Genomic DNA, 25,726 nt, shown 5'->3' on the forward strand with positions numbered 1-25,726 from the left:
AGTCAAGGTCCGCCGGGCCGTACCGTTTCTCAGGGCCACTTCTCAGCACTGCTTCTCAGTGCTGGCGAACCGGGCGGCTCACAGCCGGGCGCACTGCCCGGACACCGGGCCCTGCACCGTGTTCACTCGGTCCTCGTCAACCGGCATCGGGCTGTTGCCCTGACAGTGCAGCGGGCCGCGGATCGTGTTCCCCGCGACCACCACCGGCAGCTCGTCGTGCTTGTTGTTGACCAGCCGGACCGGACCGGAGATGTCAGCGCCGTCCAGCCGCAGACCGCCGTCACCACCAGTCACCTCCAGCGGACCCTGGATGGTCACCCCGGTCAACGCCACCGCCCCGGTCACGCGCAGCAGGGCCAGCGGCCCGGAGACGCTCGTGCCGGTGAAGCTGACCGCCGCCGGACGGTTCGCGGTGAGCGGACCGTTGATCGCACCGTCAGTGGCGAGCAGCGTCGCACCCGGGCGGACCGTGACCGGGCCGTTGACCGTCGCCGACTCCAGGCAGTAGGTCATCCCCGCCTTGACGATCAGCCCGCTGTCGTGCTTGCCGGTGACCGTCACGTCGCAGGTCGGTCCGGGCTGGCCGATCGCCGACCGCGTCTTGGTGTCCGCGGTGACCGGCGAGTTCTCGGCGAAGTACGCGACCAGCATGGTCAGGTCGTTGTCCCCGGTGGTCGAGGTATCCGTGCCGTCGGCCAGGGTGGTGAAGTTGTCGCCACCCGCCGCCAGGAACGAGTTGACCGTGACCCGGTAGGTCCCGGTCGGCGACACCGGCTGACCGTTGAGGGTCATCGAGGTGATCCGCTCGCCCTGCGGCAACGTCGGGTCGTACGTGTAGAAGAAGCCCTCCGACACGCCGAGCCACAGTAGCGGACGCGACGCCCCGGCCGGCTGCCACTGCTCCTCCAGCACCCGCTTGACCTGGGCGCCGGTGTAGGTCCGGGTGACCATGTCGTTGGCGAACGGCTGGGTCGAGAACGCCTCCGCGAAGGTGACCACGCCGTCCTCGCCGGACAACAGGTCGGCCCGCAGCCCGCCCGGGTTCATGAAGGCGATTTGCGCACCACCCCGACCCGGCTCCCGGGTCCCGGCGAGCTGCACGTCGGCGATGAAGTTGCCGAGCACCGACTCCTTGCCCCGGTCCTCGTTGCCGTTGGTGTACGCCCGGGTGATGTCGGCGGTGATCGAGCCCAGCGGCCGCTGGCCGAGCACCTCGGCGTTGGCCTTCGCCGCCGCCACGATGTCGGCGACCTCCTGGTTGACCGGCGCGCCGACCACGTCGACTATCTCGACGGTGTCCGTCTCGACCGTCCCCGCCTCGACGTCCACCTGCAGCACGATCCGGCCGAGCTTCTTTCCGTAGTCCTCGGCCTGCAGCACCGGCCGGGTCTCGTCCGTGCCGGGCACCGGCACCTCGAAGGCGTACGGCTGGTGGGTGTGCCCGCTGAAGATGACGTCGACCTCCGGAACCGTCCGGGTGAACGGACCGAACACCGGGTCGCTCATCAGCGCCTCGGGCGAGTCGATGTTCTCCGTGGCCGCGCCCTCGTGGGTGAGCAGCACCACCACGTCCGCCTCGCCGTTGCTCTCGTCGCCGTCCTTGAGCGCGGTGGCGACCAGGTCGGCCTCGGGTGCCGGCGGGCGGAAGGTGAGCCCGGCGATACCGTCCGGGCTGACCATCACTGCGGTCTGCTCGGTGACCACACCGATGTAGCCGACCCGGATCCCGCCGATTTCCTGCACGTGGTAAGCCGGCAGCGCCCGCTCGTCGTCGCGGTACACGTTGGCGCCGAGCTGCGGGAAGTCCGAACGCGGGATCACCCGGTCGGTCAGGTCCGCCATGCCCTTGTCGAACTCGTGGTTGCCGACCGCCGTCACGTCGAGACCGGCGGCGCTGAACGCGTCGAGGGTCGGGTTGTCGTCGTCGATCGCCGAAACGAACGTCGACGCGCCGATGTTGTCACCGGCCGAGACGAACACCGTGTTCGGGTTGGTCGCCCGGTACTGGTCGACCAGCCCGGCCACCTGGGCCACGCCGCCGACCGGCTGCCCGTCGACCGTACCGACGGATTCGAGCCGGCCGTGGAAGTCGTTGATCCCCAGCAGCTGCAGCTCGACCGGACCGCCGGCGCCGGTGTCCAGCCCGATGATGATCGGGTTGTGGTCGCTGGCCCGGAACGGACCCGGGTCGAAGAAGTTCGGGGAACCGTTGTACTGGAAGGCGTACGACTCGACCGCGTTGATCTGCCAGACGTCGGCCCCGGTGACCCGGGCGGCCAACGACGGCGAGGCCAGCGCGTGGTCCAGCGAACCCGACTCACCGGCGAACACGTAGGTGCTGCGTCCGGTGTCGTTCAGGTTGACGTAGTCGGCGTCGTAGAGGGCCCGCATCGGGTCCTCCTGGGTGTACGAGTTGAAGTCGCCCAGCAACAGTACGTCGTCGCTGCCGCTGTCGGTCACCAGCCCGTCGACGAAGTCGGCCAGCGCGGCGGCCTGCCGGGTCCGGTCACCGTTGTACGCGCCCTGCCCGTCACCGGTGTCGACGTTGTCGCCGGTCGGCGGCGTCGACGTGCTCTTGGACTTGAAGTGGTTCGCCACCACGGTGAAGGTCAGCTCGTCGGCGGTGAACGTCTGCGCGATCGGCTCCCGCGCGTTGAACCAGACGCTCTCGTCGTCGACCGACCGGGACGGCCCGACCGGGGTCACCGCAGCCGGCTTGAAGATGATCGCGTTGCTGATGAAGTCCTGCTGGGCGGCGCCCGGCAGGTCCGCCGGGGAGCGGACGTAGTCCCAGGTCCCGGCACCGTCGGCGGCGTTCAGCGCGCCGACCAGCCGGACGAGTGCCTTCTCCGGCTCGCCCGGCGCGAACCGCACCGAGTTCTCGATCTCCTGCAGGCCGACCACGTGCGCGTCCAGCGCGGTGATCGCCGCAACGATCTTCGCCTCCTGTTTGGCCAGCGCGGCCTCGTCGGCCGCACCACGCGCATCGCCACCGAAGTGGACGAAATAGTTCAGCACGTTGAAGCTGGCCACCCGGATGTCGCCACCGACCGGAGCCGGGGCGGCGGTACGCGGGTTCGTCACCTTGAACGTGGTCCGCTCGGTGGCCGGGGTGTCCGCGTCGACCGGCAGGGTCGGCTGCAGCCGCCACTCGTCGAAGCCGTACGACAGCACGCTCGGCCCGAACGCCTCGACCGAGTCACCGACCCGCAGCGGCTGGTCCGGCGAAACGTACGGCGGGGCGATGCCGGCGTCGGCCAGGTTGGTGGTGCGGCCGTCGTCAACCAGGATCCGGTTGAGCCGGTTGTCGGCGGCGATCCGCTCGGCCTGGGCGCTGCCCGGCTGCGCCACGTCGGTGGGGATGACCGCCGGGGTGTCACCGGCGGTCAGCACGACCTCGCCGTACCGGTTGGTGTTGTAGACCTCGGCGACGGCGAAGTCACCGACCGGGGCCACCAGCATCGACTCGACGGACTCCCGGTCGCCGGCGGCCAGTGGCAGGGTCAGCGCGACCGGGGTGGGCAACGGATTGTCCCGGTCACAGATCTGCACGTCGGTCCGCGCGCCGATGCTCACCTGGGTCAGTCCGAAGTACTCACCGGCGTGGCCGGTGACCCGCACCCGGTCACCGATCGCGACCCCCGGGTGGTTGGCCGGGTTGCTGGTCAGGTAGACGAAGATCCCGTCGCTGGCGGTGCCGGCGGCAGCCGTACGGGACCCGCCGGTGCCGGCGGTCTGCAGGTAGACGCCGTTGTAACCGCCGACGCGGTGGTCGGCGACGACGATGCCCTCGACGGTCACCTCGGTGCCGGCCAGCGGCGTGCTGTCACCGGTGCCCTGCACCTCGGCGATGCTGTTCGTCACCGTGACGTCGCAGCCCAGCTCGGGGTCCGGGTCCGGGTCCGGGTCCGGGTCGCCGGTCCCGTTACGGACGCCGAAGGTGTTCGCCACCGGCTGCCGCCAGTCGCCGTCGACCTTCTGCAACGAGTGCCCGGCCGGGGTGTCGGAGGCTTCCGCGACACCGATGTCGACACTGGCCGTGCCGTCGGCGGGGCCGCCGGCCGCAGTCAGGGTGCCTTCGTAGCTGAGAAACTCGACCACGGAGCCGGCCGGGTCGACCAGGGCCACCCCGTCCGGGGACCCGTTCTGGACGCCGTTGGCGGGGTACTCGGCGACGACCACGCCGGCCGCGGTGACGGTGCCCGCGAGGGTACGGGTGTCGTAGACGGTGCCGTTGCTTCCGTTGTAGAGGACGATCTGCCAGCCGGTCAGGTCGAACTCGGCCGGGGCTTCGATCTCGATCGCCTCGCCGGTGTCGGTGCCGGCGTTGTCGTAGTGGATCTCGCTGATGAACGGGTCACCGGCGGCCGGTGCGGCCATGGCGGCGGCACTGCCGGGCACGCTCAGCGCGCCGGCCCCTACGACCGCGGTGATGATCTTCCAGGTGGCTATGCGTCTGTGCTGGCGCATGTAGGCGTTCCTCCGGTCAGAGGGTGAGTTCAGTAAATCTAGGAGACGCGGGTTTCGAAGCACAGACGGGTCGGTGGTGACCTGCTAAACATTCGGGTCCCGTTACCCCTTCGTGACAAGGGACGGTCCGGCGACACCCAGATCAGGACATCGATCGTTCATCTCGACGTCGCCGGCAGGTCGCACACGCGTTCGCGGACGGTCCCGGTCCGCTGCATACCGTCCCGGTGCCAGCGACGCCGTCCCGCCCGGACCGCCGCTGGCAGAACCGGTTCGCGCGCCGCGCACGATGCGGCACCGGACCGGGCGGCCCGCTTCCGACCGAGCGAGGATCACATGTCAATCGACCATGACAGCCAAACCCACACCGACCCGGACGACATCAGCTCGAACCCGTCCGGCAACCGTCCGTTCCGTGCGGTGCTCGCCGCCCGCGCCGGCCGCCGCGACATCGTCCGCAGCGGTACGGTGATCGCCGCCGCGGCCTTCCTCGGCGCAGCCGGCGGTGCCCTCGGCACCGACGCGCCGGCCAGCGCCGGCGGCCACGGGCACGGCAAGGGCAAGCCCGGCCGGCGTGGTCTGCTCGGCTTCGACCCGGTGCTGCCGAACACCGACGACGCCATCACCGTCCCGCCGGGCTACACCGCCGACGTGCTCATCCCGTGGGGCACCCCGCTGCGCAGCCGGGGACCGGCCTGGCGCAAGGACGCCACCAACACCGCCGCCGAACAGGCCGAGCAGGTGGGCAGCCACCACGACGGCATGCACTTCTTCCCGCTGGGTCGCGGCCCGCTGGGCAGCCGCCGAGGCCTGCTGGTGCTCAACCACGAGTACGTCGACCGGACCCTGCTCTACCCCGACGGCGACGCGGAGATGACCCGGGAGAAGGTCGACAAGGCACTCGCCGGCCACGGGGTCAGCGTCGTGGAGGTGGAACTGTCGCGGGGCAGGTGGCGCAACGTCGACTCGCGGTTCAACCGTCGGGTCACCGGCACCACCCCGGTCGTCTTCTCCGGCCCGGTGTCCGGCCGGCACCCGGCGCTGCGCTCGAACAACCCACCGATGGGTACGTTGAACAACTGCTCGCACGGAGTCACCCCGTGGGGCACCTACGTGGCCTGTGAGGAAAACTGGAACGGGTACTTCGGCACCGAGGACCCGCAGTGGTCACCGACGCCGGAGCAGGCCCGGTACGGCGTGAACGCCGCCGGATTCGGCTACCGCTGGCACTTGGCCGACCCGCGCTTCGACGTGGCGCGCAACCCCAACGAGCTGAACCGCTTCGGGTGGCTGGTGGAGATCGACCCGATGGATCCACGCTCCACCCCGGTGAAGCGGACCGCCCTCGGCCGGTTCAAGCACGAAGGCGCCACCTTCTGGGAGTCGCGCGGTCGGGTCGTCGTCTACAGCGGCGACGACCAGGACGGTGACTACCTCTACAAGTTCGTCGGTGACGGCCGGTGGCGGATGCAGCGGGCGCTGGGCCGCAGCCCGCTGGACCACGGCACGCTCTACGTCGCCCGGTTCGACGACGACGGCAAGGGCGTCTGGCTGCCACTGAAGCACGGCAAGGGACCACTGACCAGGGCGAACGGCTGGCACGACCAGGCCGATGTGCTGCTGCGTACCCGGGAGGCGGCCGACGCGGTCGGCGCCACCCCGCTGGACCGTCCGGAGTGGGTGGCGGTCAACCCGAAGAACAACGACGTCTACCTGACCCTGACCAACGGCACCGGCTCGCCCGGTGCGGTCAACCCGCGTACCCCGAACCCGTACGGGCACATCGTCCGCTGGCGCGAGCGCGGCCGCGACAACACCGCGACCAGCTTCGAGTGGGACGTGTTCATGCTGGCCGGTGACCCGGCGTACGACCCGCAGGTGCAGCTCGACGAGACGAACATCTTCGGCTCGCCGGACGGGATCTGGTTCGACGGTGACGGACGGCTGTGGATTCAGACCGACGTGTCGAATTCGACGCAGAACCGGGCGGACCGGGGCCACGACAACATTGGCAACAACGCGATGCTGGCCGCCGACCCGCGTACCGGTGAGATCCGGCGGTTTCTGGTCGGCCCGCGCGGCGCGGAGATCACCGGTGTGGTCACCACCCCCGACCAGCGGACCATGTTCATCAACGTGCAGCATCCGGGCGAGTCCACGACGTACTGGGGCAGCCCGACGCCGGAGGACCCGCGGGCGGTGAGCAACTGGCCCGACTTCGACCCGGCCGGCCGGCCCCGGTCGGCGACCGTGGTCATCCGCAAGGCCGATGGCGGCGTCATCGGCACCTGACCGCTCCGGTCCACCTCTGCTCAACATCCGAGCCCGACGTGCGGGCTCCGGGAGCCGCGGCCGATCTCGCCGACCGGCGACCCGGCCGCCAGCCGGTTGCCGGCGGGTCCGGTCCCGGTTGCGGGCGTGACACCTGCGGTCACGCCCGCGACACCGGGTCCGTCGGCGCAGGTTGTCTCGGCTCAGTCCAGGTCGCGCAGGATCTGGTGGAGCAGGTCCTGGGTACGGGCGGGCGGGTCGGCCTCGACGCAGAGCCGCTCCATCGCGGCGGCGTAGTGGTCGACGTCCTCCCGCTTGTCCAGGTAGATCGCGCTGGTCAGCTGCTCGATGTAGATGATGTCGGGCAGGTCCTGGTCGGCGAAGCGCAGGATGGTGAAGGCTCCGCCGGCGGCGGCGTGCCCGCCGGCATCGAACGGCACGACCTGCAGCCGTACGTTCGGTAGCTTGGTCGCCTCGACCAGAGCGTTGATCTGGTCGCGCAGCACGGCGGGGCCGCCGATCGGCCGTCGCAGCACCGCCTCGTCGATCACTGCCCACAGGTTCGGTGGCTGTGGCCGATGAAGCAGTTCCTGGCGCTCCATCCGCAGCTCGACCCGGCGTTCCACTTCGTCGGCCGGGGCCCGACCGTGTCCGAGTAGGACCACCGCTCGGGCGTAGTCGCGGGTCTGCAGCAGGCCGGGTACGAACTGGACCTCGTAGCTGCGGATCATCTTCGCGGCCGCCTCCAGCCCCAGGTAGGACTGGAACCAACTGGGCAGGATGTCGCCGTACCGGTGCCACCAGCCGGGCGTGTTCGCCTGCCGGGCGAGCCCGAGCAGCGCTGTGCGTTCCCGTGAGTCGGTCACCCCGTAGAGGGTGAGCAGGTCGGTGACGTCGCGTTCCTTGAAGCCGACCCGGCCGAGTTCCATCCGGCTGATCTTCGATTCGGAGGCGCGGATGTGCCAGCCGGCCGCCTCCCGGCTCACTCCCTGGCTCTCCCGGAGCCGCCGCAGCTGCGCGCCGAGCAGCATCCGCAGCACGGTCGGCCCGGTCGCCGATCCGCCATCTGGCTGGGCCGTCATCGTCACCCACCGACCTCCGGACACCGTCGCGTCGTATGGCAGCTACTCTTGGCGAGTAAGCATGCCATGACCCGAGGGTGATCCCTAAGGCCCCGTCGATACCGGTCCGACCAGTGGCCACCGCCGTGCGGTGCGGACGGTCGTCACCAGTAGAGTCCGGACGGGCCCCCACGGTGCAGGCCCCCGGCCGGATCGATGCTAGCGAATCAGGTCGTCGAAGTCACCGTCTCGGGCGCCGAGGATGAACGCCTCGATCTCCGCACGGGTGTAGATCAGCGCTGGACCGTCCGGGTAGCGGGAGTTACGCAGAGCGATCCCGCCGCCACCGGGCAGCCGGGCAAGCTCGACGCAGTTCCCGCTGGGGTTGCTGCGGCCACTCTTGCGCCAGGCGAGGGTCGGCAGGTCGGTACTTGGAACGTCACTATCCGGCTTATGCATACATACAATCCAAATCGGACATTGTCGCAACAGACGTAGGACTCCAGGGTCGGCCGCGCCTCGTCACGGAAGGGTCAAATGCACGTGCATCCGCTCTTGCGCCTGCAAGGTATTGCGAGCATGATAGCGCACGTGAACTTGTATCCGGCGGTTTACCCATTGTGATGAGTAATCGGACATTCGACGACATCACCCCCGATAAGGCTAGGGGTGGCGTAGACAACGACGCACGCAGAGTCACCGCTTTGCGGGCCGGTCAGCTGCCTCCGGCGTCATCCGACGGCAGCAGCCACGAGACACACCGCGCGCAGCGAGACAGGAGGGCGATGAGCATGCCGGCTCCCATCCTCAACCCCAACCAACGCGATCCCCGGGACGTCTACCCGACCGACCGGTACCAGCCGTCCGACCCGGTCTGGGTTTACCGCGGCGGCACCTGGTGCGCCGGGATCGTCGAGACCGCCTCAGCCAGCGCGGCGACCGTCACCTACCGCCCCACCGGCTCGCGCGGCACCGGGGTGGACACCATCACCGCGCCGTACGTGCTGCCGCGGGCCGAGACCGACCCGATGCTGGACCGAGTACACCGTTGACGGTCGCCCTCCAACCGGAGGGCACCGTCGGTCGCCCGACTCAATATCGCGCCGCTGACGTGCACAAAGTCACTACTCAGTAGGCGAAAAACTACACAGGGATTGACAGCCATCACAGCAGCCGCGAGAATTTGCGAGCATTGTGGATCACCGGCGGCGCGGTAAATTGGCCACTCCGCCGGCACGGTATTGCGACACCGTACCCATGCCCGGAAGCCACCAGAAGGGCTGCCCTGTGTCTGATGGTGCACTGTGCCTACCCTATCCGGAGCTGCTGCCGGCCAACCGGCACCGACTCCGTGCTGCGATCGCCGACGGCCCCCACACCTCGGCCCCGGAGCCGCTCGACGGCGCGACGTCGGGCGTCCGGGCCGACCCGGTCACCGTCGACTACCAGCAAGTCGACTATCAGGAACATGACCGCTACTTCCAGATTCGCCGTACGCACCAAGCACCGGAATCAGCGTTTCTCCACGCCTTGGCAATAACGCATCTGGCAGTTCGGAACAACGTCGACGCGAATGGGCTTTCGCAGCTCAGCAACGGCTATGTCGCCCAGCTGTGGCTCGGGCTGGAAAGCCTGTACCGGTACGCTGGCCACGACGTCGACAACCAGCCGATCGGCGTTCTCGACCAGTCCGTCCAACGCCCGCCGCACCCACAGTCGAACGGGACGGACCCGGGTGACTCCGACGCCGCCGCCGACCGGTGGCTGATCGGTCACCAGTTCTTCTTCACCCTGATGCAGGGGGCGATCACCGGGCTGAACTGCTTCCTCGGTGCCAGCGCCGACGGCGACGAGGCCGAGGCGCGAGCCGCGCTGCGGGTCGCCACGGCGTTCATGTGCAGCTCGGCGGCCGCTTTCCGGTTCACCTCGGACTTCTCGCCGGTCGACTACGAGCGACTGATCCGTCCGGCGATGGCACCCCCAGCGGTGCAGGCCGGCTTCAGCGGACTGCAGACCCGCGACCACGCCCACCTCATGGCGCTGTTCGCCGAGGTCCGCGCGATGCGATCCAAGATCGGCCCGGCCCGGTTGGGTAGCGCCTTCGACGAGTTCGTCGAAGCGACCGTCGAGGCGTACGAGGCGCACCAACTGATCTGCGCCCGGTTCGGCGGCGACGTGCTGCCCAGCCTCCGGATGGCCGCCCGGTCGGCAGGGCGCAGCACGTCGCCAGGGGTGCAGGTGGTACGGCAGATGATGCGGGCCCGGCTGTTCGCGCTCCACGGCAGCCACCGGGACCGAACCGACAGGGGCGGGACACCCGGTGGGCCCGAAGGCGGCGGGACGCCGGACACCGGCCTGGGTGGCTACGGAGACGAAACGCCGGGCGCGGACGCCGGTGGGCAGGTCGACCAGCCGGCCGGCGGTGACCGGTGATGAACGAGCGTACCCAAGTCGGCGTCATCGGTGCCGGGCCGGCCGGGATGCTGCTGGCGGTGCTGCTACGCCGGGCCGGGGTGGACTGTGTGGTGCTGGAGCGTCGGGACCGCGAGTACGTCGCCAACCGCGCCCGGGGCGCCACCGTAGAGCACCGGGTGGTCGACCTGCTCCGCCGGCACGGCCTGGCTGGCAACCTGTTGCGGACCGGCGCGGTCGAGGACGCGGTGGAGTTCCGGCTCGGCGGGCGGCGCTACCCGATCCGCTATGAACCGCTGGCCAACGGCCGCAGCCACTACATTTACCCGCAGCAGTTCCTGGTCCGCGATCTGGTCGACGCCTACCTCGCCGACGGCGGTGACCTGCGGTTCGAGACTGCGGCGGGGGCGATCGACGACCTGGCCGGGCGGCCCCGCATCCGGCTCGCCGACGGCCGTGAGCTGCGCTGCGACGTGGTGGCCGGCTGCGACGGCGAGTACGGCGTCGCCCGGCGGGCGGTCCCCGCCGGGGCGCTGCGCTGCGCCGACTACCAGTACGACTACGCCTGGTTGTCGGTGCTCGCCGAAGCCCCGCCGTCCAGTGACTGCGTGATCAACGCTTTGCATGAGTCGGGGGCCTGCGTACACGTCCGCCGGACGCCGACGGTGAGCCGGTTCTACCTGCAGTGCGGTCGGGACGAGACCCGGGCGGACTGGCCGGACGAGCGGATCTGGAAGGAAATCCGGATCCGACTGGCGCTGGACGAGCCGTGGACGCTGCACACCGGGCCGGTCACCGACACCGGCACCGTCCGGATGCGCGGCCTGGTCTGTGACCCGATGCGGTACGGGTCGCTGTTCCTCGCCGGCGACGCCGCGCACATCGTGCCGCCAGTCGGCGGCAAGGGCTTCAACCTGGCCCTGGCCGACGCGGAAGAGCTGGCGCTGGGGCTGATCGAGCGGTTCACCGCCGGGGACCACCGCCGGTCGGACGCCTACTCGCAGCACCGGCTGGCCCGCATCTGGCGGGCCCAGGAGTTCGTGCACTGGATGATGGACCTGGTGAACACCCCCGGATACGGCACGGCCGACGCGGCCTTCCTGCACCAGGTACAGGCGGCGCGGCTGACCCGGCTGGTCGACTCACCGGCCTACCTGGCCGCGTTCTTGGAGGACTACGTCGGGTGGTGGTGACTGAGGACGTTCGTCGCCCGCCACGTCGCACCGGTGCCGAAGACCAGTTCCTGCCCGGGGTCGACGTGGCGCGGGCCGCCCAGCGGGCTGTACGACTCACTGGTCCACAGCGGCGCCCCGGCGTACCGCAGCTGCTGGGTCCAGATCACCCCGGTCAGCCGCCCGGCGGCGGTCGTGGTGAGCCGCACCTGGTCGGGAAACCCGTCGAACGGCGGCGCCTGGTAGTCCACCGTCACCCAGTCCTCGGCGGCGGTGAGCAGCCGCACGTCGTTTCGCGGGAAGCGCAGCGCGCCGGACCGGGTCGGCGACCGCCAGGCCGGGGCGACCCCTTTGGCCGGCCGGGCGGAACGCGTCGCGACCCCGTCGCGGACCGCGTCCACCAGCGGTTGGAAGTCCCAGCCGTACGCCCCCTGCAGCGTCTCGGCAACCTGTGCCAGGTCGGCCAGCTCGGTCGGCAGGTCCCAGTCCAGCCGGTCGCAGCCGGTGGCCAGGTAGCGCACCTCGCCCGGCAGCACCCGGCAGTCGGCCGTGCCGAACCGGCGACGCAGCTCGACGACCAGCCGGGAGCGCTCCTCGTCCAGCAACGGGTTGTTGGTGTGGATCATGCCGAGCAGTACGTCGAACCGACCGCCGAGATCCTCCGGGTCGAGATCGGCGAGGTCGGATTCGACGAAGGTGATCCGGTCGGCGGCCCCGTTGTGCCGAGCGATCCGCTCGGCCATGCCGACATGGTGCCGATCCACCGCGACCACCTCGGCGGCGCCCGCGTCGGCGGCGACCAGCGCCAGCAGCCCGCTGCCAGTGCCAGCGTCGAGCACCCGGTCACCGGTCCGCACCGCGCTGCGGACCGCGCGCTGCACGTTGTGCCCGCGGTCGATGCTCAGTAGCAGTCGCAGGTGCAGCTCCGGCGTGAACGGGATGTCCGTCGGCCCAGCCATCGATGAACTCCCTCTCGCGAAACCGGATCAATCACGATAAATTATCCATTGTCGACTCGAGTGTCAACCGGAAGGTTCCCCGGTGCGTGTCCTGTTCACCAGCCCGCCCGGAGTCGGGCATCTCTTTCCCACCGTGCCGCTGGCCTGGGCGTTGCGGGCGGCCGGCCACGACGTACTGGTCGGCACCGCGGCAGAAGGACTGGCCGGCGCGGCCCGGGCCGGTCTGCCGGCGGTGGACGTCGCTCCCGGCGCCCCGATCGCCGCCGTGTTCGGCACCGGCACCGGCACGACGGCCGAACTGGCCGCCCGGATGCGCGAGCGGGGCCAGCGGATCGCCGCCGCCGGCAGCCGTACCGACCCGTTGCTGCTGGAGACCTTCGGGCGGGTCTCCGACCTGATGGCGGACGGCACGCTGACGCTGGCCCGCTGGTGGCGGCCGGACCTGGTGGTGCACTCCCGGCTGCATCCGGCCGGACTGATGGCCGCCCGCGCGCTGCGGGTGCCCGCCGTCGAGCACGGATTCAACCTGTTCCGCGAAGAGGCGCTGGCCGCCCGGTTCCTGCCGTACCTGGCGGCGGCGCACGCGCGCAACGGCGTACCGCTGGAACTGCCCGACCGGGTGGTCCTGCACCTGGCACCGCCCGAGCTGATGATCGGCGACGGCGACGGATGGTCGATGCGGTACGTGCCCTACAACGCCGGCGGTGCGCTGCCGGACTGGCTGCGCCTGCCCGCCACGCGCCCCCGGGTGCTGATCACCCTCGGCACCGTGGTGCCGGCGCTGGCCGGGTTGACCGGTCTGCGCCACACCATCGACGCCGCCGGGCAGACCGCCGCGGACTTCGTGCTGGCCCTCGGCACAGACGCCGACGTGACCGCGCTCGGGCCGCTGCCCGGCAACGTCCGGCCCGCCGGCTGGCTGCCGCTGCACCAGGTGCTCGCTGGCTGCTCCGCCGTGGTGCACCACGGCGGCTCCGGGACGATGATGGGCGCGATCTGTTCCGGGGTACGGCAACTGGTCCTGCCGCACGGCGCCGACCAGTTCAGCAACGCCGACCTGGTCCGACGGCACCGGCTCGGCCTGGGCTGCGCACCCGAGGAGGTGACCCCGCAGTTGCTCGCCGAACTGCTGGCCGAGGGCGGTCCGGCCAGCGGGGTGGCGGACGCGGCCGAGTTGATGTCGAGACTGCCGGCACCGGCCGAGATCGCCACCCGACTCGCACATCCGGGTGGAATCGACCGCCACGCCGACCAGCTTTCGGCGCTCGCCCCCGCTACCGGCGGCTTGGCCGCACACTGGACCGATGGGTGACGTCGCCGCAGTGCTACTGGTCGATTCGGCGGGTTCCGTCCTGCTGCAGCTACGGGACGGCAACGCGCCGAGCCATCCGCACGCCTGGTGCGTGCCGGGCGGGCACTGCGAGCCCGGGGAGACACCGGAGCAGGCGGCGCTGCGCGAACTCGCCGAGGAGACCGGGTTACGGCCCGAGCACGGGTTGCGGTTGTTCTGCCGCCGGCAGCTGAACCCACAGCGTACGGCGCACTACTACTTCGGCTCCACCCGTGCCCGGCAGTGCGACGTCCGGCTCGGCGAGGGTGCCGCGATGGAGTTCCTACGGCCGGACCAGATCAGCGACGGCCGGCCGTTCGCTCCCGGCTCGGCGAGCCTGCTCGCCGAGTTCCTCGCCTCGCCGCACTACGCCTGGCGGGTCACCGCCCCGTATGATCCGCTCCATGATCCGGGCCGGCGCCAGGTCCGCGCGCTCCACCACCAGGGCGGACGGTAGATCGTTCCTCAAGTGGGCGGGCGGGAAGACTCGGTACGCCGCCGCCCTCGTCGCCGCCGCGCCACCGTTCACCGGCAGCTACCGGGAGCCGTTCCTCGGCAGCGGAGCGGTCTTCTTCGAGCTGGCGCCGCGGCGGGCGGTGCTCAGTGACGCCAACCCGGAGTTGATCATCTGTTTCCGGGAGGTCGCCCGCGACCCCGAAGCGGTGATGCGGCTGCTGGACGAGCAACCGAACACGCCGGAGCACTTCGCGGCGGTCCGCCGTCGCTCGCCGACGGACTGTTCCGATCTGGAACGCGCGGTCCGGGTGATCTATCTGAACAAGACGGCGTTCCGTGGGCTGTGGCGGGTCAACCGACGGGGCGAGTTCAACGCGCCGTACGGCGCCTACAACCGGCCGTACTACAACCGGCGGGTGCTGCTGGACGCCGCGCAGGCGCTGGCCGGTGCCGAGCTGCGGGTGGCCGACTTCGCCGAGCAACTCGACGAGGCCACCGCCGGCGACTGGGTCTACCTGGACCCGCCGTACGTACCGCTCGGCGGGTGGGCGGACTTCCGGCGGTACACCTCGGCGCAGTTCGGGCCGGCCGATCACGTGCGACTGCGGGACGCGATGGTACGGGCCAGCCGGCGCGGCGTCCGACTGACCCTGACCAACAGCGACACGCCGTTCGTACGGGAGCTGTTCGGCGCGGATTTCCTGATCGCCCGGATGGCGACCCGCCGGGACATCAACCTGCAGTCGGCGAAGCGGGGCAGCTGGGATCTGCTGGTCACCAACTACCAACTGCCGAACGGCGAATCAGCCCGGTAGGCTGGCCAGGGCGGCCCGGAGAGCGCCGCCGAGCGACGTGGTGGGCCGGCCGATCAGTCGGGCGAGGTCGCCGCTGTCGGTGGTCAGATCGCCCCGGGAGATGCCGACGTCGGAGGCGGCCAGCATGCTGGCGAACGCCTCCGGCACGCCGGCGTCGGTCAGCGCCCTGGCGTACACGTCGGCCGGAAGATCCTGGTAGCCGACCTCCCGTCTGCTGTGCCGGCTGATCTCGGCGGCCAGCTCGGCCAGGGTGAAGGGTTCATCACCACCGAGCTCGTAGACGGTGCCGGCCGTTCCGGCGGTGTCAGCGCTGCCGGCTGTTGCTGGCGCGGTCAACACTGCGACGGCGGCGGCGGCGAAGTCGGCCCGGGTCGCGGCGGCGACCCGACCCGAGCCGGCAGCACCCAGCACGCTGCCGGTGGCGAGCGCCTGCGGCAGCACCGAACCGGTGTAGTTCTCCAGGTACCAACCGTTGCGCAGCAGCACGAACGGCAGGCCGCTGTTTCGGATCATCTGTTCGGTGGCGAGGTGTTCGGCGGCCAACGGGACGCTGCTGGTGTCCGCGTTGAGGATGCTGGTGTACGCGATCAGGTCGACTCCGGCCGCCTTCGCCGCCGCCACGGCGTTGCGGTGCTGGTCGATTCGCCGGCCGACCTCGCTGCCGCTGATCAGCAGCAGTTTGCGGGTCCCGACCAGGGCCGGCCCGAGGGTCAGCGGCTGGTCGTAGTCACCGTGCCGGACCTGTACGCCGCGCGCGGCGAGGTCGCCGGCCTTTTGCGGGTTCCGTGCGACGGCGACGATCTGCGCCGGTGGCAGTCCGCTGTCCAGCAACTCGTCGACGACCAACCGGCCCAGCTGGCCGGCGGCACCGGTGACAGTGATCATGTCAGCTCCTAGGTCCCTGCGGGGCGGCCCCACGATCGCCCTCACCCACCAGCCTGCACTAACTTTTCGGAAGCGCAAGCAGTTCAGGAAGTGCTGTGGCCCATTCGACGCATCGCTGGGAGATACCCTGGGAACATGGCCAGCCGGTCCGCGCCCGCACCGCACAGCGAATCCAGCCCGCCGACCGACGACCCGACGGCCGCCCTGGTGACCGACGTCTTCGCCCGCAGCTGCCCGTCACGAGCCACCCTAGACCACATAACCGGCAAATGGGGCACGCTAGCGATGGCCGCCCTGTTCGCCGGCAACTACCGGTTCAACGCGCTGCGCCGCCGGGTCGACGGCATCAGCGAGAAGATGCTGGCTCAGACCCTGCAAGCGCTGGAGCGCGACGGGATGGTCGTCCGGGACGTCCAGGCCACCATCCCGCCCCGCGTCGAGTACAGCCTCACCCCGCTCGGCCGCGCCGTCGCCGGCAAGCTGGTCGACCTGATCGAGCTGGTCGAACGCGAGATGCCGACGGTACTCGCGGCCCGGGACAGCTTCGACCGGACCGCCTGACCACGGGTGCCCGTCCACAGCGGACACCACCGGCAGCGGACCGGCAGGCACCCGGCCGGGCGTCACTGCAGCAGGCTGCCCACCGGCGAGAGCAACGCCCAGCCCAGGAATGCGGTGTGCCGGTCCATCCGCAACCGCTCGCTCTCCAGCATCGTCGGGTTGTCCCGCATCGGCCACATCCGGGCCGCGTCCCGCCAGGCGATGTCCCGGGTGAACTCCACCAACCGGTTCTGGTACCAGTCGTCGACCTGCCCGTTGAGCCGGTCGAGGCAAATCTGCCAGCTACTCAGGTAGCTGCGCCGCAGCTGCGGGATCCGGTCGAAGAAGATCTCATTGATGTAGAGGTAGTCGCGGTGCTGCTCGTCGTTGTCCGGGCTCGACCCGAGCTTGGCCCAGGTGCTCAGCAGGGCGAACGGTAGGTCGTAGTTGATGTGCGCGTTCACCCCGGCGGCGGCCGACGGCAACGACCGTACGCTCTCGTCGCGCAGCCGGCTGAACAGCACCTCCCAGGCCGCCGGGGTGTCGCCCCGGTTGCCCCAGCAGCGCAGCGCCGCGAAGTACCGCTCCGCGAACTCGATGTCCAGCAAGGTGAGGAAGGCAGGGTCGGCGAACTCACCGGCCTGCAGTCGCTCGTCGATGGTGCTGGTGATCACCCAGTAGAGATGGTTGAAGTCGGCCACCGGATTGTCGCTGTCACTCGGCGTGGCTGACTCGAGCAGCTTCTGCAGCGCCGCCAGATCCTCGACCACGCCGGCGACGTCGATCGGCCGGTGGTCGAGGACCTCCATGACCTGGTCGTGCACGTGACCCCAGCGGAGTTCTGACATCGGACACCTCCAGTCTGCAGTGCTCCCTCGCCCCGGGCGGCGGGCGGTCGTCACCGAAATGGTCGGTCCCTACAGTGGCAGCCGCTGCCAACCCGCAGGTATCGGCGCAACGACGGGTGTCTCACTGGCCGATCCGCCGCCCCGGTGTGCGGTTTTCCGGCCGAGACGTCAACCGGCCGGGGTGGACCGACCGGTCGGCGGCCGCCACGCACCGGACTGGCAGGTTCACAGTCGGGTGTCAGGCACGCGGCTGGTTACGCATGAACACCCGAGTCGCCTCCACTCGCGTCCTCACCTGCAGCTTGTTGAGGATGTTCGACACGTGCACACCGACCGTACGTTCGCTGATGAACAGCACCTCGGCCGTCGCCCGGTTGGTCCGTCCCTCCGCGACCAGCTCCAGCACCTGACGCTCCCGGTCGGTGAGCGCCGCGAGCTCGTCCGGACCGCCCGGGGCGAGCACCTGACCGGCCCGCTCGACCATCGAGGTCCGCTTCACGCGGTCGTTGACCAACGCCCGAGCCACCCGTTCGCCGACCGTCGGCGGGCTGGTCAGACCGGCCCGCAGGGTGACCCGTTCCTGGCTGTCCATCTCGGGCATCGGCTCCGGCTCACCCGCGCCCAACGCCACCCGGGCACGGGCGGCCAGGGCCTTGATCTCCTCGGTGAACGGACGGGCACCGAGCCGTCGGGCGGTCCGGTACGCCGCCTGCAGCGCCCGGGTCGCGTCCGCGTTACGGGTACGGATCGCGTACAGCGCCTCGGCCTGGCGCAACCGGGCGTACGCCGCCGGGTACGGATGGCACCGCCGCTCCCAGACCTCGGCGGCCCGCGACCAGAACACCGGGTCCGACCGGCCGTCGATCCGGCTGATCTCCGCGGCGCAGAGCTCCCGGTAGCCGATCACCGCGTCGCGCACCGGTGCCGCAGTCTCCGTGTTGCTGCTGCGCTCCATCCGGCCGACAACCTTGACCAGACGCTGCACCGCCTGCGGGTCGGTCGGTGCCCCGCTGGACCGGGCCTCCGCCTCGGCCCGCAGCCCGTGCCAGACCAGCGGCGCCTGCAACCAGACGTCACCCGAGTGCCGCTCGGCCAGGTCGATGCCCTGCTGTACCGCCTCCCGCGCCTCAGCATGCCGGCCACGCCACATGGCCAGCCCGGCGCGCAACGTCAGCAACGGCAGCATGTGCCGCATCCCACCGCCAGCGGCCAGCAGGGTCTCGATCGCCTCCAGGTCGGACTCCGCACCATCAAGATGGCCGAAACCCACATGAATCCGACAACGGGCCAGCAGCAGCTCGACCGCGTCCGCCCCGGACGGCCGATGCCGCAGCGCGGCCGTGATCACCTCCTCGGCCTCGCTCCACCGGCCGAGCCGGAACAGCCCGTTGGCGGCGGCGGAGAGCAACCGGGTGCCGTAGGTGCGGGCCAGCCCGACCCGCTCGGCCCGTTCCGCGCCGTGGCGGGCGACCGCGACTCCCTCCTCCAACTCGTTGAGGTGTCCACTGAGCAGCTCGGCGAGCTGCAGGTCGGCGACGGCGACGTCCGCCGGGCCGCCGGTCAGTTCGGCGGTACGCCGCGCCTGCCGGACCGCTTCCTTGCCCGCCGCCGGGTCGTTGAGGTATGCCTGGCTATAGCCGAGGGTCACCCCGGCCAGCACCATCGCCGAGGCGCAGTCGGGCGCCCCGGCAGCCAGGTCAAGTGCCTCCTGGGCCCGCCGGCCGGCGTCGGCGTACCGGCAGAGTTGCAGCAGCAGATCGGCGGAGTGTGCGGCGGCGGCGACCCGCTCGCCAGCGTCGGCGTCGGCCGCAGCCAGCGTCCGGTCGTACTCGCGCTCCGCCTCGGCCAGCTGACCGACCGCCGTCAGGTACCGCGCCCGCAGGGTGTACAGCCAGGACGGCGGCGGACCGAACAGGTTGGTGGCCAACTGCTCCAGCAACGCCAGCGCGCGCTCGTGCTCGCCGCTGCGGTGTGCCGCCTCCGCCGCGCGTCGGCCCAGCATGGTCGCGTCGAACTCGACCAGCCAGGCAGGCGGGACCTGGTTGGCCAGGTCGACCGCGCTGGCCCAGTGCTCGAACGCCTCGGCGAAACCGTACAGGCGCTCCGCTTCCTCGGCGGCGGCGACCACGGCCGGCAACGCCCGGGTGGTCTCGCCCGCCTCCCGCCAGTGGTACGCCAACCGGGCATGCCGCAGGTCACCGGTGGGGCCGGCGACGAGCGCCTCGGCGTACCGCCGGTGCCACCGGACCCGCTCCCCCGGCAGCAGCCGCGGCTCCAGGACCTCCCGGATCAGCGGGTAGCGGAACCGGTATCCGTCCGGCTCGGACAACAGCACCCGCTGGCCGACCGCCTCGCGTACCGCCTGCAGCAGCCGGTCCTCGCCAAGCTGGGCGACCCGGGCCAGCAGGTCGTGGGCGACCGGCTCGACGCCGGCGGCGACCGCATGTGACACGAGCTGGGCGTCGGCCGGCAGGGCGTCGACGTGGGCCAGGGCGATCTCGCGCAGGGTCTCCGACAGGCCGTCCCGGCCGTCCCGGGCGTCCCGGGCCAGCTCCTCGGCGAGGAACGGCACCCCACCGCTGCGCCGCCACACCGACTCGGCCAGGTCCGGCTCCGGGTCGCCGCCGAGCAGCTCCGCGACGAGTTGGGCGGTCTCCGTCCGGTCCAGCGGCTCCAGTTCCAACACGTCGACCGCGCCGGAACGCGACCGGGACCGGCGTAACTCCAGCAGCATGCGGCGGATCGGGTCGTCGCCCCGCAGCGTCTCGGTCCGTGCGGCGCCGAGCAGCAGCAGCCGGACGTCCCCCAGCCCGGCGAGGAGGTACAGCAGCAAATGCCGGGTGGTCAGGTCGGCCCACTGCAGATCGTCCATGACCAGCACCAGGGTCCGTCCGGCGGCGACCGCGCCGAGCCCACGGGTTAGCCGTTCCAGCAGGTCACCGGCTCCGTCGGGGTGCCGAGCCTCGCCGTCCAGCACCGAGATCAACTCGCGGGCCGCAGCGCCGGACAGAACGCCGGCCCGGCCGGCCGCCGGCTGATAACGCCGCAGAGCCTGCCGAAGTGGGTGCAGTGGTGATGAGTCCCCAATGTCCAGACATGCCCCGGACAGCACCAGCGCACCGGCAGCACGGAGCCGGTCGCTGGCCGCGCTCAGCAGCCGCGACTTACCGATGCCGCTCTCGCCCATGACGAAGACCGCGGCCGTGCTCCCCCGCTCGACCCTACGTAGCGACTCGTGCAACACCTGCAGCTGAGCCTGCCGCCCGACGAAGGGAACCTCGTCGGAGCTGGGGGCCAGCGACCTGCCATCGCGTGACTGTGTCAATCCGATCACCGACATAAAGGGTGGGAGTATCTGACATACGTCGTTCTACAGATCCTAGGGCTGCGCTGGGCTGCGACCGTTTCAGCCATCCGTCCCGTACGCCGGTCCACACGGACCGGATCAGGTCCACCCGGGAGCGGACTAAAGCACCATCACCGCGCAGGAGGCGATCATGAGGACGCTCCGCCGCAACTACCGCCGCCCCACCGGCCCGACCCACGCAGCCGGCCCGATCTGCCGTACCCCCGTAAGGTCGACCCACCGTTACTGTCCCAACTGCGGAGCGCGACGGAAACCGCCGTCTGGCTGGTCCGTTCCAGCCGCCCGGACCCGCCGTCGCACGGTCAGCGTGCTTTTCGTCGACATGGTCGGCTTCACCGCCCTGTCCGATCGGCTCACCCCAGAGGAGGTTCGCGACGTGCAGCTGCGCTACTTCCACGCGGTGCGGACGGTGATTCGACGGTGGGACGGAGTGGTGGAGAAGTACATCGGAGACGCGGTGATGGCGGTCTTCGGCATCGCCGGCAACGACGATGACCATGGCGATGGCGGCGCGTACCCGGCGGTGCGGGCCGCTCTCGAACTCGCGGACGCGGTCCGCCGTACCGACTTTCCCGACAGCGCGCGGGTACGGATCCGGGTCGGAGTGGCCACCGGATCGGCGGCCATCGACACTGCGGGTGCAGTCGACGGCGGAGTCGGATTCCTCACCGGCGACTTGATCAACGTAGCCGCTCGGCTGCAGGCGCATGCCGCCCCAGGCCATGTCGCCGTGACCGCGGAAACCTACCGCGCCGCCGGCACGAGGCTCAGGTTCCACCAGCAACCACCGATGTCGATCGCCGGCCGAAGCGAGCCGGTACAGGTATGGCAGCCGGCGCCGGTTCGGTGGCCGCTGCGAGCAGCGGCCACCGAACCGGCGGATCAGGTGGTACGCGGGACGCCTACCGACCGCCCGCGTACCGAACGGCCGTTGTTGGCCGCCGCGGTCGTCACAGCCTCAGACCCCGGTCACCGAGCGGATCCAGCTCCGGCTGGACGCCACCGAGGCGTAGTTCTGGTACGTCGACCCGTTGCCGGTCGAGCAGACACCCACCTGCTGCCCGTTGTAGAACTGCGGACCGCCGGAGTCGCCCCGCCAAGCCACGCCGTTCACCCCGGTGCTGCGGATCGCCGGGCCGCCGTACGCGTCGGACGCGCCGTTCGTCGTGGTACGCACCGAGGCGACCTTCAGCTGCGCCGAGGCGTCACAGTTGCTGCAGGTCCGGCCCCAGCCGTAGATGGTGTTCGTCGAGCCGACCGGTGGGTTGCTGGACGCCAACGTGACGTAGCTGGTGGAGATTGCCGAGCTCAGGTAGAGCAGGCCAAGGTCGTACCGGCCGTAGCTGGCGCTGACCGTGCTGGTCGCGCCGCCCGAGGAGCGGTAGACGCTGCCCACTCGCACCGACATCGACCCGCCGAGACAGTGCCGCGCGGTCAGCACCCACCGTGAGGCGATGATCGAGCCGGAACAGGCGAACGAGCCGTTCTGGAAGACGGCGGCCGCCCACGGTGCCGAGGAGACCGTGCCGCCGCCAATGATCTGTTGCGGTGCCGCAGCCGCGGCGGACGGGGCCACGAACGCGCCGACCAGCGCGGTCGCGGCAATGGCCAGGGTGAGTCGGATACGCAAGGCTGGCTCCTTAACCGAAGGGGTTGCCCCGGGGGATTCCGGGCCGGTCGGGCCGGTGTTCCACGACGGGGTTCCGTCGATGGACACCTGCTGTCCGGCGACGCCGGGCAGGCGCCGCACCGGCGACGCGAGTCGCGCATCGGTGATGCCAGAGATTAGGCTTCGACGGTTCCCACGACAAGACTCCGGACCGATTATTTCTGATAGCGCCCTACGGAGCGACCTGCCGCACGAAGATATGACGTACACAATATGCATTGTCGTCTGTCATAGTCAGTACGATGATCGGGTGGACGCCCGCCACCCAGCGTTGGCCTGGGTGGCCGGTGGACCTGGGTGGGCCGGTGGGCCTGTTCCCGCCGCGGGCACCGCCGACGGCGGCCCTCCACACGTGCAGTGGCCGACATCCGGGCCACCGAGTGCCTTGTTCGCGCCGCTGTGACACGCCACACCGTTCGCCGGAACGGGAATGGCAAGCGCGACGGCCAGCTTGTGAGATTGGCTGCGCGCCTGCACAGCGGCAGCACTGGCCCACCAGACGGGTCGCGACAACCCGCGCCTACCGTGCGCAGACGACGCGCCTCCGCGGAAGAGGAATCATGACAGCGCTCGCCCAACGGCCCGGCGGGTCCGCGCCAGTCCCCGTCGTGGAGCCGACTCCCGGTGAGTCGCTCAGCCCATGGCAGCGGATCCGGCTGATCCTGGTGCTCGGCACACTCATCGCGGTCGGCCCGTTGACCATCGACATGTACCTGCCGGCACTTCCGGCAATCAGTGATGATCTGCAGACCACCGCGGCCGGCGTCCAGTTGACGCTGACCGGCACACTCGCCGGGCTGGCCATCGGCCAGTTGATCATCGGGCCGCTGTCGGACGTGTGGGGTCGACGCCGGCCGCTGCTGGTCGGCACCGGTCTGCACGTGCTCGCCTCGGTCCTGTGCGCCGTTGCGCCGAACATTGCGGTGCTCGGCACGCTGCGGATCGTCCAGGGCTTCGGAGCCGCCGCGGCGGCGGTGATCGCGATGGCGGTCGTCCGGGACATGTTCAGCGGGATCGCCTTCGCCCGCGTACTGTCCCGACTGCTACTGGTCATGGGCGTCGCGCCGGTCCTCGCGCCGACCCTCGGCAGCGCGCTGCTCAGCTGGACGCACTGGCGGGGCGTGTTCGCCGCGCTCGCTGTGTTGGGTCTCGCCCTGATCGCGGTGACCGCCCTTGGGCTGCCCGAGACGCTGCCGCCGCACCGCCGCCGTCCGGCCCGGGTGCTGGACACCCTCCGGGTGTACGGAGGCCTGTTCCGGGACCGGATCTTCGTCGGCCTGGTGCTCGTCGCCGGCTTCTCGATGGCCTCGCTGTTCGCGTACGTCGCGGGCTCGTCGTTCGTCCTGCAGGACCAGTACGGGCTCGACGAGCAACAGTTCGGTATCGCGTTCGGGGCCGGGGCGGTCGGCATGATCACTGCCACCCAGCTCAACGTACGGCTGCTCCGCCGCTACTCACCGCAGCAGATCCTGCGGACCTCACTGATCGCCGGGCTGGTCTGCGGGCTGATCCTGCTCGGCTTCGCGGCAACGAACGTCGGCGGGCTACCAGGCGTCCTGATCCCGCTGTGGGCCGTTCTCGCCGCAGCCGGGTTCGCGCTACCGAACGCTCCCGCGCTGGCCCTGGCCGGCCACGGGGAAGCTGCCGGAACCGCATCCGCGATGCTCGGGGCGGTGCAGTTCGGTGTCGGCGCACTCGCCGCGCCGGTCGTCGGGCTACTCGGCACCGGCAGCATCGCGATGGCGACGGTGATCACCGGAGGCGTGCTGGCCGCGCTGATCGTGCTCCTGGTCGTCGTACGTCCAGGCCGTCTGCCCGTTCCCGACCGGACGGCGCCGACATCGGTCGCGCCGCACTGACGTTGGCTGCGGCCGGGGAGGTGCTTTGCCCCGGGCGCGGCGTGCCCTGTATCCTCGACCGGCGGTGGTCTGGAGCGGCCGCCGGGGAGACTTCGCCTAGTCTGGTCTATGGCGCCGCACTGCTAATGCGGTTGGGGTCTTAAAGCCCCTCCCGGGTTCGAATCCCGGAGTCTCCGCGCTTCGGCGAGGCGTGTATGCTTGCCAGGCACCTGCGCCCGTAGCTCAACGGATAGAGCATCTGACTACGGATCAGAAGGTTAGGGGTTCGAGTCCCTTCGGGCGCGCGAGATCAACAGGGGTCTGACCTGCCAAAACGGCAGTCAGGCCCTTTCGCTTTTCCGTCCCTTGTGGTTGGTTGGGTGCTCGGTGGGTGCTCGTGCGACGAGCATCCCTCACGTCCCGGCCAGTCCAGGGGTGACCCGTCCTGTCCCGATAAGTTTTGATCATGGGTACCCGCGTCGGGCCGAAAGTCCAGACAGTGGGACGTGCTTCCGTGGTCGAGGTGCCGCTCTCCCCCGGCCGGGTTCGCGGTGCTGGAGGCGCGGCCGTGTCGCCCGGTTTGGTGCGCGGGGGCAGGCTGCCACTGTCGCCGGTATCCGTCAATGTCAACTTGCCGTTAGAGGAACGTAGCGAGCGGTGATCACTTTCCTCCGACGATCGCCCCAGCAGGTCCCTGCCGCCGCGAGTTTCCGCTCACCGACCAGCGCCCCACCTGGTGCGGTGGCAGGACTGGTGTCCCCCGTGGTCATCGTTTGTGATCAGCCGTGCAGCAGTTCGGGTGGCACCTGCGCCGGCAGCGGCGGAAGCTGCCGCCGACCGGAGAGCAGCTCCGCCGACCCGTCCTACTCGCCGATTAATCGACCGTCCGCGATCACCGAGACCGTGCCAGAGCCAGGTCAGGAAGACCGTTGACATTTCAGTTGCAATCCCTCGTAGGGCAGATGAGGACCCGGGCAAGGGAACGCATCAGCCCGGACCACTGTTGTTGCAATCCCTCGTAGGGCATGTCAACGGTCTTTCTGATCTGGCTCTGGCACGGTCTCGGTGATCGCGGATGGTCGATGGTAGATCATGATTCGTGCCCATAGTGGATGTTGCTGCTGTCGTCTTCTCGCACCTGTCCGGGCTACGCATCTCGAATGTGCTGGCCACGGGTTTGACGGTGCGGGTGTACGCCGAGCCAGGTAGCGTCGGCGCGAGATGCCCGGACTGCTCGACCGTGTCCCGGCGGGTGCACAGCCGGTACGAACGACGGCTGCTCGACGCGCCGGTCGCCGGGCGGGAGACCGTGCTGCACCTACGGGTACGGCGGTTCTTCTGCACCATGGACGACTGCCTACGGCGGATCTTCGCCGAGCAGATCGACGGTGTGACGGTACGCCACGGCCGGTTCAGTACGCTGGCGCGCAACGGGATGGAAGCCGTCGCGTTGGCGTTGGGCGGGCGTGCCGGTGCCCGGCTCGCGGGACGGCTCGGGCCCCACGTAGGCCGGATGACGTTGTTACGGCTGGTCCGCGCCCTGCCCGAGCCGCCCGTTCCCGCGCTGACCGTGCTAGGGCGTGTATCAAAGTCGGCCGTGGGCGGGTGACGACTTTCGGCGTGTCGCTGCCCG

At 70.4% G+C, this 25,726-nt stretch carries 18 protein-coding genes, 2 tRNA genes and 1 pseudogene; 13 read left to right on the forward strand and 8 right to left on the reverse strand.

Annotated elements, in window-relative coordinates:
• Positions 1-78 precede the first annotated feature (78 nt).
• Complete coding sequence (locus ACFHWS_RS25435; RefSeq protein WP_416569255.1) at positions 79-4,470, reverse strand: ExeM/NucH family extracellular endonuclease; 4,392 nt, start codon at positions 4,468-4,470, stop codon at positions 79-81.
• Positions 4,471-4,806: 336 nt separating this feature from the next.
• On the opposite strand from ACFHWS_RS25435, the gene ACFHWS_RS25440 reads away from it, so the two are divergent.
• A complete protein-coding gene (locus tag ACFHWS_RS25440) occupies positions 4,807-6,762 on the forward strand; it encodes a PhoX family protein (RefSeq protein ID WP_416569256.1) in 1,956 nt (651 codons plus the stop codon).
• Positions 6,763-6,944: 182 nt separating this feature from the next.
• On the opposite strand, the gene ACFHWS_RS25445 is transcribed toward ACFHWS_RS25440, so the two are convergent.
• Complete coding sequence (locus tag ACFHWS_RS25445; RefSeq protein ID WP_416556617.1) at positions 6,945-7,772, reverse strand: helix-turn-helix domain-containing protein; 828 nt, start codon at positions 7,770-7,772, stop codon at positions 6,945-6,947.
• Between the two features lie 249 nt (positions 7,773-8,021).
• Positions 8,022-8,261: a DUF397 domain-containing protein gene (locus ACFHWS_RS25450; protein WP_416556589.1), complete on the reverse strand. Its 240-nt coding sequence runs from the start codon at positions 8,259-8,261 to the stop codon at positions 8,022-8,024.
• Positions 8,262-8,593: 332 nt separating this feature from the next.
• Between ACFHWS_RS25450 and ACFHWS_RS25455 the strand changes: the two genes are divergently transcribed.
• The 3 genes from ACFHWS_RS25455 to ACFHWS_RS25465 all read left to right on the forward strand — a co-directional run bounded on the left by ACFHWS_RS25455 (position 8,594) and on the right by ACFHWS_RS25465 (position 11,407).
• Positions 8,594-8,854 carry a hypothetical protein gene (locus ACFHWS_RS25455; protein WP_416556588.1) on the forward strand — a complete coding sequence of 87 codons (261 nt, stop codon included), beginning with the start codon at positions 8,594-8,596 and terminating at the stop codon, positions 8,852-8,854.
• A 235-nt stretch (positions 8,855-9,089) separates the two neighbouring features.
• On the forward strand, positions 9,090-10,235 hold the full coding sequence (locus ACFHWS_RS25460) for a hypothetical protein (RefSeq protein ID WP_416569257.1): 1,146 nt from the start codon (positions 9,090-9,092) through the stop codon (positions 10,233-10,235).
• The gene (locus ACFHWS_RS25465; RefSeq protein ID WP_416569258.1) at positions 10,235-11,407 is read left to right on the forward strand and encodes a 4-hydroxybenzoate 3-monooxygenase; all 1,173 of its coding nucleotides are present in this window, start codon (positions 10,235-10,237) and stop codon (positions 11,405-11,407) included. The genes ACFHWS_RS25460 and ACFHWS_RS25465 overlap by 1 nt, the downstream gene beginning before the upstream one ends.
• Here ACFHWS_RS25465 and ACFHWS_RS25470 read toward each other — a convergent pair.
• Positions 11,389-12,345: a 50S ribosomal protein L11 methyltransferase gene (locus ACFHWS_RS25470; protein ID WP_416556585.1), complete on the reverse strand. Its 957-nt coding sequence runs from the start codon at positions 12,343-12,345 to the stop codon at positions 11,389-11,391. The two genes, ACFHWS_RS25465 and ACFHWS_RS25470, sit on opposite strands and share 19 nt — an antisense overlap.
• An 82-nt stretch (positions 12,346-12,427) precedes the next feature.
• On the opposite strand from ACFHWS_RS25470, the gene ACFHWS_RS25475 reads away from it, so the two are divergent.
• From ACFHWS_RS25475 to ACFHWS_RS25485, 3 genes are read left to right on the forward strand one after another with little or no spacing between them, the layout of a single operon-like run.
• Positions 12,428-13,657 (forward strand): nucleotide disphospho-sugar-binding domain-containing protein, encoded by a 1,230-nt coding sequence (locus ACFHWS_RS25475; protein WP_416569259.1) that lies wholly within the window; start codon positions 12,428-12,430, stop codon positions 13,655-13,657.
• Positions 13,650-14,132: an NUDIX domain-containing protein gene (locus ACFHWS_RS25480; RefSeq protein ID WP_416556583.1), complete on the forward strand. Its 483-nt coding sequence runs from the start codon at positions 13,650-13,652 to the stop codon at positions 14,130-14,132. The genes ACFHWS_RS25475 and ACFHWS_RS25480 overlap by 8 nt, the downstream gene beginning before the upstream one ends.
• Complete coding sequence (locus ACFHWS_RS25485; RefSeq protein WP_416556582.1) at positions 14,080-14,946, forward strand: DNA adenine methylase; 867 nt, start codon at positions 14,080-14,082, stop codon at positions 14,944-14,946. The genes ACFHWS_RS25480 and ACFHWS_RS25485 overlap by 53 nt, the downstream gene beginning before the upstream one ends.
• Here ACFHWS_RS25485 and ACFHWS_RS25490 read toward each other — a convergent pair.
• Positions 14,935-15,831, reverse strand: coding sequence for an NAD(P)H-binding protein (locus ACFHWS_RS25490; protein ID WP_416569260.1), 897 nt, complete (start codon positions 15,829-15,831; stop codon positions 14,935-14,937). The two genes, ACFHWS_RS25485 and ACFHWS_RS25490, sit on opposite strands and share 12 nt — an antisense overlap.
• A gap of 135 nt (positions 15,832-15,966) precedes the next feature.
• Between ACFHWS_RS25490 and ACFHWS_RS25495 the strand changes: the two genes are divergently transcribed.
• A complete protein-coding gene (locus ACFHWS_RS25495; RefSeq protein WP_416556580.1) occupies positions 15,967-16,392 on the forward strand; it encodes a winged helix-turn-helix transcriptional regulator in 426 nt (141 codons plus the stop codon).
• Between the two features lie 62 nt (positions 16,393-16,454).
• Here ACFHWS_RS25495 and ACFHWS_RS25500 read toward each other — a convergent pair whose 3' ends face one another.
• Complete coding sequence (locus ACFHWS_RS25500; protein ID WP_416556579.1) at positions 16,455-17,219, reverse strand: DUF5995 family protein; 765 nt, start codon at positions 17,217-17,219, stop codon at positions 16,455-16,457.
• Positions 17,220-17,457: 238 nt separating this feature from the next.
• Positions 17,458-20,553 (reverse strand): helix-turn-helix transcriptional regulator, encoded by a 3,096-nt coding sequence (locus ACFHWS_RS25505; RefSeq protein WP_416569261.1) that lies wholly within the window; start codon positions 20,551-20,553, stop codon positions 17,458-17,460.
• A 355-nt stretch (positions 20,554-20,908) separates the two neighbouring features.
• Between ACFHWS_RS25505 and ACFHWS_RS25510 the strand changes: the two are divergent.
• Positions 20,909-21,346: pseudogene (locus ACFHWS_RS25510) on the forward strand (adenylate/guanylate cyclase domain-containing protein); the annotation flags it as partial.
• Between the two features lie 198 nt (positions 21,347-21,544).
• On the opposite strand, the gene ACFHWS_RS25515 reads toward ACFHWS_RS25510, so the two are convergent.
• Positions 21,545-22,216: a S1 family peptidase gene (locus ACFHWS_RS25515; RefSeq protein WP_416556577.1), complete on the reverse strand. Its 672-nt coding sequence runs from the start codon at positions 22,214-22,216 to the stop codon at positions 21,545-21,547.
• Positions 22,217-22,815: 599 nt separating this feature from the next.
• On the opposite strand from ACFHWS_RS25515, the gene ACFHWS_RS25520 reads away from it, so the two are divergent.
• The 4 genes from ACFHWS_RS25520 (at position 22,816) to ACFHWS_RS25535 (ending at position 25,702) form a co-directional block, all read left to right on the forward strand.
• A complete protein-coding gene (locus tag ACFHWS_RS25520) occupies positions 22,816-24,114 on the forward strand; it encodes a multidrug effflux MFS transporter (RefSeq protein WP_282232675.1) in 1,299 nt (432 codons plus the stop codon).
• 85 nt (positions 24,115-24,199) lie between these two features.
• A tRNA-Ser gene (locus ACFHWS_RS25525) sits at positions 24,200-24,290 on the forward strand.
• Between the two features lie 35 nt (positions 24,291-24,325).
• Positions 24,326-24,398 (forward strand) — tRNA-Arg (locus ACFHWS_RS25530).
• A gap of 803 nt (positions 24,399-25,201) precedes the next feature.
• Positions 25,202-25,702 carry a transposase family protein gene (locus tag ACFHWS_RS25535; protein ID WP_416569262.1) on the forward strand — a complete coding sequence of 167 codons (501 nt, stop codon included), beginning with the start codon at positions 25,202-25,204 and terminating at the stop codon, positions 25,700-25,702.
• Positions 25,703-25,726: the final 24 nt, after the last annotated feature.

It is taken from the genome of Micromonospora sp. LOL_013, from assembly GCF_048060315.1.
GTDB lineage: Bacteria > Actinomycetota > Actinomycetes > Mycobacteriales > Micromonosporaceae > Micromonospora_E.

What these genes read in the sequence shown, in the direction of transcription:
- ACFHWS_RS25435 (WP_416569255.1), bottom strand. Translation starts at nt 4,470, where the DNA reads ATGCGCCAGCACAGACGCATAGCCACCTGGAAGATCATCACCGCGGTC.
- ACFHWS_RS25440 (WP_416569256.1), top strand. Translation starts at nt 4,807, where the DNA reads ATGTCAATCGACCATGACAGCCAAACCCACACCGACCCGGACGACATC.
- ACFHWS_RS25445 (WP_416556617.1), bottom strand. Translation starts at nt 7,772, where the DNA reads ATGCTGCTCGGCGCGCAGCTGCGGCGGCTCCGGGAGAGCCAGGGAGTG.
- ACFHWS_RS25450 (WP_416556589.1), bottom strand. Translation starts at nt 8,261, where the DNA reads ATGCATAAGCCGGATAGTGACGTTCCAAGTACCGACCTGCCGACCCTC.
- ACFHWS_RS25455 (WP_416556588.1), top strand. Translation starts at nt 8,594, where the DNA reads ATGCCGGCTCCCATCCTCAACCCCAACCAACGCGATCCCCGGGACGTC.
- ACFHWS_RS25465 (WP_416569258.1), top strand. Translation starts at nt 10,235, where the DNA reads ATGAACGAGCGTACCCAAGTCGGCGTCATCGGTGCCGGGCCGGCCGGG.
- ACFHWS_RS25470 (WP_416556585.1), bottom strand. Translation starts at nt 12,345, where the DNA reads ATGGCTGGGCCGACGGACATCCCGTTCACGCCGGAGCTGCACCTGCGA.
- ACFHWS_RS25480 (WP_416556583.1), top strand. Translation starts at nt 13,650, where the DNA reads ATGGGTGACGTCGCCGCAGTGCTACTGGTCGATTCGGCGGGTTCCGTC.
- ACFHWS_RS25485 (WP_416556582.1), top strand. Translation starts at nt 14,080, where the DNA reads ATGATCCGGGCCGGCGCCAGGTCCGCGCGCTCCACCACCAGGGCGGAC.
- ACFHWS_RS25490 (WP_416569260.1), bottom strand. Translation starts at nt 15,831, where the DNA reads ATGATCACTGTCACCGGTGCCGCCGGCCAGCTGGGCCGGTTGGTCGTC.
- ACFHWS_RS25495 (WP_416556580.1), top strand. Translation starts at nt 15,967, where the DNA reads ATGGCCAGCCGGTCCGCGCCCGCACCGCACAGCGAATCCAGCCCGCCG.
- ACFHWS_RS25500 (WP_416556579.1), bottom strand. Translation starts at nt 17,219, where the DNA reads ATGTCAGAACTCCGCTGGGGTCACGTGCACGACCAGGTCATGGAGGTC.
- ACFHWS_RS25520 (WP_282232675.1), top strand. Translation starts at nt 22,816, where the DNA reads ATGACAGCGCTCGCCCAACGGCCCGGCGGGTCCGCGCCAGTCCCCGTC.